The 3,848-nt window shown below is 69.6% G+C and carries 2 protein-coding genes; one reads left to right on the plus strand and one right to left on the minus strand.

All coding sequences use genetic code 11. From position 1 onward, the window contains the following. Positions 1-319: 319 nt before the first annotated feature. Positions 320-2,203: a phosphoenolpyruvate carboxykinase (GTP) gene (locus P2P98_RS02195; RefSeq protein ID WP_275796764.1), complete on the minus strand. Its 1,884-nt coding sequence runs from the start codon at positions 2,201-2,203 to the stop codon at positions 320-322. A gap of 113 nt (positions 2,204-2,316) precedes the next feature. On the opposite strand from P2P98_RS02195, the gene P2P98_RS02200 reads away from it, so the two are divergent. Continuing rightward, a complete protein-coding gene (locus P2P98_RS02200) occupies positions 2,317-3,756 on the plus strand; it encodes an XRE family transcriptional regulator (protein ID WP_275796766.1) in 1,440 nt (479 codons plus the stop codon). Positions 3,757-3,848 lie beyond the last annotated feature (92 nt).

Consider the following 3,848-nt stretch of genomic DNA (forward strand, 5'->3'; position numbering starts at 1 on the left):
CACAGAAACACGCTCTGCACGCGTTTCCGTGAGCAAACAGCGTTTATGCGACGAACCGGTGCCGCGGGAGCGCTCGCGCGACAGCTCAGCGCCGCACCAACGCCATCGCAACGGCTCGGCGCCACGCGAACGCCAGCGCAACGGCCCCGGCGCCGCGGCAACGCCCGTGCGACGGCTCGGGCCGGCGGGACGCCCGCGGGGCGCGGGTCACGCCCGGCGTGGACGTACCGATGCCCCTCCTGCGCGCCAAGAACGGGAGGGGCATCGGATTCGAAGGGCTCACCCCGCCCGCGCGGGAGGCGGGACGGGGCGAGCGGAATCAGGCGCGCTGCAGGCGGTAGCGCAGGGCCGCGAGCTCGGCGCGGAGGGCGGCGGGAAGGTGCGAACCGAAGGTGTCGAAGAACTCCTCGGTCAGGTCGGCCTCGGCGAGCCACGAGTCACGGTCGATCGCGAACAGCTCATCGAGGTCGGTGGCGGGGATCTCGAGACCCGACAGGTCGAGGTCGTCCACGCGGGGCAGGCGGCCGATCGGGCTGTCCACGGCGTCGACCTGTCCGTCGACGCGGCGGATGATCCAGTCGATCACGCGGGCGTTGTCACCGAAGCCGGGCCAGAGGAAGCGGCCGTCGTCGCCCTTGCGGAACCAGTTGACCTGGAAGATGCGCGGAGCCCGGTCGAAGCGGAGCTTCTGGCCGACGTTCAGCCAGTGGCCGAAGTAGTCGCCCATGTTGTAGCCGCAGAAGGGCAGCATCGCGAACGGGTCGCGGCGCAGCTCGCCAACGGTTCCCTCCTGCGCGGCGGTCTTCTCCGAAGACACCGTCGAGCCGAGGAAGACGCCGTGCGACCAGTCCGTGGCCTCGACGACGAGCGGGACGTTCGTCGCGCGGCGTCCGCCGAACAGGATGACGTCGAGAGGAACGCCCTCGGGGGCCTCCCAGTCCTGCGCGATCTGCGGGCACTGCGCGGCGCCGACCGTGAAACGCGAGTTGGGGTGCGCGGCGGGGCGGCCCGACGCGGGCGTCCAGGGCTTGCCCTCCCAGTCGATGAGCTGCGGGGGCGCCTCGTCGGTCAGGCCCTCCCACCAGACGTCGCCGTCGGGGCGGAGCGCGACGTTCGTGAAGATCGTGTTGCCCCACAGCGTCTCGATCGCGGTCACGTTCGTGGACTCACCGGTGCCGGGAGCGACACCGAAGAAGCCGGCTTCGGGGTTGATCGCCCAGAGCCGCCCGTCCTCACCCGGACGGATCCAGGTGATGTCGTCTCCGAGGGTCTCGACGCGCCACCCGGGGATCGTCGGACGGAGCATCGCGAGGTTGGTCTTGCCGCAGGCCGAGGGGAACGCGGCGGCGACGTGGTACGCCTTGCCCTTCGGGTCGATCACGCGGATGAGGAGCATGTGCTCGGCCAGCCAGCCCTCGTCGCGACCGATGACGGAGGCGATGCGCAGGGCGAAGCACTTCTTGGCGAGGATCGCGTTGCCGCCGTAGCCCGAACCGAACGACCAGACCTCGAGGGTGTCGGGGAAGTGGACGATGTACTTCTCGTCGTTGCACGGCCACGCGACGTCGGACTCGCCCGGCGCGAGCGGCGCGCCGACCGAGTGCACGGTCTTCACCCACGGAGCCCCCGCGGCGATCTGTTCGGTGACGGCGCTGCCCACGCGGGTCATGACGCCGATGGATGCCACGGCGTAGGCGCTATCGGTGATCTGGACGCCGATGTGGCTGAGGGGGCCGCCGACGGCGCCCATCGAGAAGGGGACGACGTACATCGTCCGGCCGCGCATGGAGCCCTCGAAGACGCCGTTCAGCGTCTCGCGGATCTCGGCCGGGGCGATCCAGTTGTTGGTGGGGCCGGCATCCTCTTCGCGCTCGGACGCGATGTAGGTGCGCGACTCGAGGCGGGCGACGTCGCCGGGGTGCGAACGCGCGAGGTAGGAGCCCGGGCGCCACTCGGGGTTGAGCTTGATGAGCTTGCCCTCGTCGACCATCTCGCGAAGGAGCGCGTCGTTCTCGGCGGCGGAACCGTCGACCCAGTGGATACGGTCGGGCTGCGTGAGGGCGGCGACCTGGTCGACCCAGGCGAGGAGGCCGGGCATGCCGGGACCGTCGACGTCAGGACGCGCGCCGTAACCGGGGCGGGCGACGGGAGCGGTCGCGGCGGCGCGGCCGGTGGGGCGGGCGAAGATGTCGGCGAGGGCCATGTCGTCTCCTTTGAGCGGAATTCTGTGGTGTTCCCCCACTCTGACGGGCACTCGATCGATCTTTAAGACGAATCTGCTCGTAAAAATTGAAGATCTTTCGATATGGTCAAGGAATGGCCTCGTCGCTCGAACTGACCACGCTCGGACACCGCATCCGCCACCACCGACTCGCGCGCGGGCTCACCCTGGACGAACTCGGCGCGCTGGTGGGCGTCGCGGGCAGCCAGCTCAGCCTGATCGAGAACGGTAAGCGCGAGCCGAAGCTCTCCCTCCTGCAGGAGATCGCCCGCGCGACCGAGACCGAGGTCACCGAGCTGCTCTCGACCGAGCCGCCGAACCGGCGCGCGGCGCTCGAGATCGAGCTCGAGCGCGCGCAGTCGAGCCCGTTCTTCCAGCAGCTCGGCATCCCTCCCATGAAGGTGACCAAGGGCACCAGCGACGAGACGATCGAAGCCGTGCTCGGCCTGCACCGCGAATTGCAGCGCCGGGAGCGCGAGACGATCGCGAGCCCCGAAGAGGCGCGGCGCGCGAACACCGAGATGCGCCTGCGCATGCGCGCGGTCGACAATCACCTGCCGGACATCGAGAAGCTGGCCGAGAAGCAGCTCAAGGCCGCGGGTCATTCCTCCGGCGCCCTGACCCACCGCACGGTGAGCATCATGGCCGAGCAGTTGGGCTTCGAGCTGATCTACGTCAGCGACCTCCCCCACTCGGCCCGCTCGGTCACCGACCTCGAGAACGGACGCATCTACCTTCCCCCGGCATCCATTCCCGGTGGCCACGGTCTGCGCTCGATGGCCTTGCAGGCGATGGCCCACCGTCTGCTCGGGCACCGGCCACCCACCGACTACGCGGACTTCCTGCAGCAGCGCCTCGAGATCAACTACTACGCCGCCTGCTGTCTCATGCCCGAAACGAGCTCCGTCGCGTTCCTCGCTCAGGCGAAGAAGGACCGCAACCTCGCCGTCGAAGACTTCCGTGACGCGTTCGGCGTCACGCACGAGGCCGCCGCGATGCGGATGACGAATCTCATGACGGCGCATCTCGGCATCCGTCTGCATTTCCTCCGCGTGGACGGCGACGGGGCCATTTCGCGCGTGTACGAGAACGACGGCCTCCCCCTGCCCACCGACGTGACCGGGTCGGTCGAGGGGCAGATCGTGTGCAAGAAGTTCTCGGCGCGATCGGCCTTCGACGAGCACAACCGCACCACCGAGCACTACCAGTACACCGACACCCCCGCCGGGACGTTCTGGTGCTCGACCCAGACCGGCTCGACATCCGACGGTGACTTCTCGATCACCGTGGGGGTGCCCTTCGACGACGCGCGCTGGTTCCGCGGCCGCGAGACCTCGACGCGCGGCGTCTCACGCTGCCCCGACGAGTCGTGCTGCCGTCGCCCCGACTCCGAGGCGGCCGAACGCTGGTCGGGCAAGGCGTGGCCGAGCGCCCGCGTGCACCGGCACATGTTCTCGCCGCTCCCCCGCGGTATGTTCCCCGGCGTCGACGACGCCGAGGTGTTCGCGTTCCTGGACCGGCACGCGGGCGACTGACTGTCGCGAGGTCCATGCCACCGGCCGTGCGAAACTCCCGAGAAACGTGGCGAGACATCCCCCACGGGACCGATTCAGCCGCCACCGGCACC

This window comes from Microbacterium sp. Kw_RZR3 (genome assembly GCF_029222405.1).
Lineage (GTDB): Bacteria > Actinomycetota > Actinomycetes > Actinomycetales > Microbacteriaceae > Microbacterium.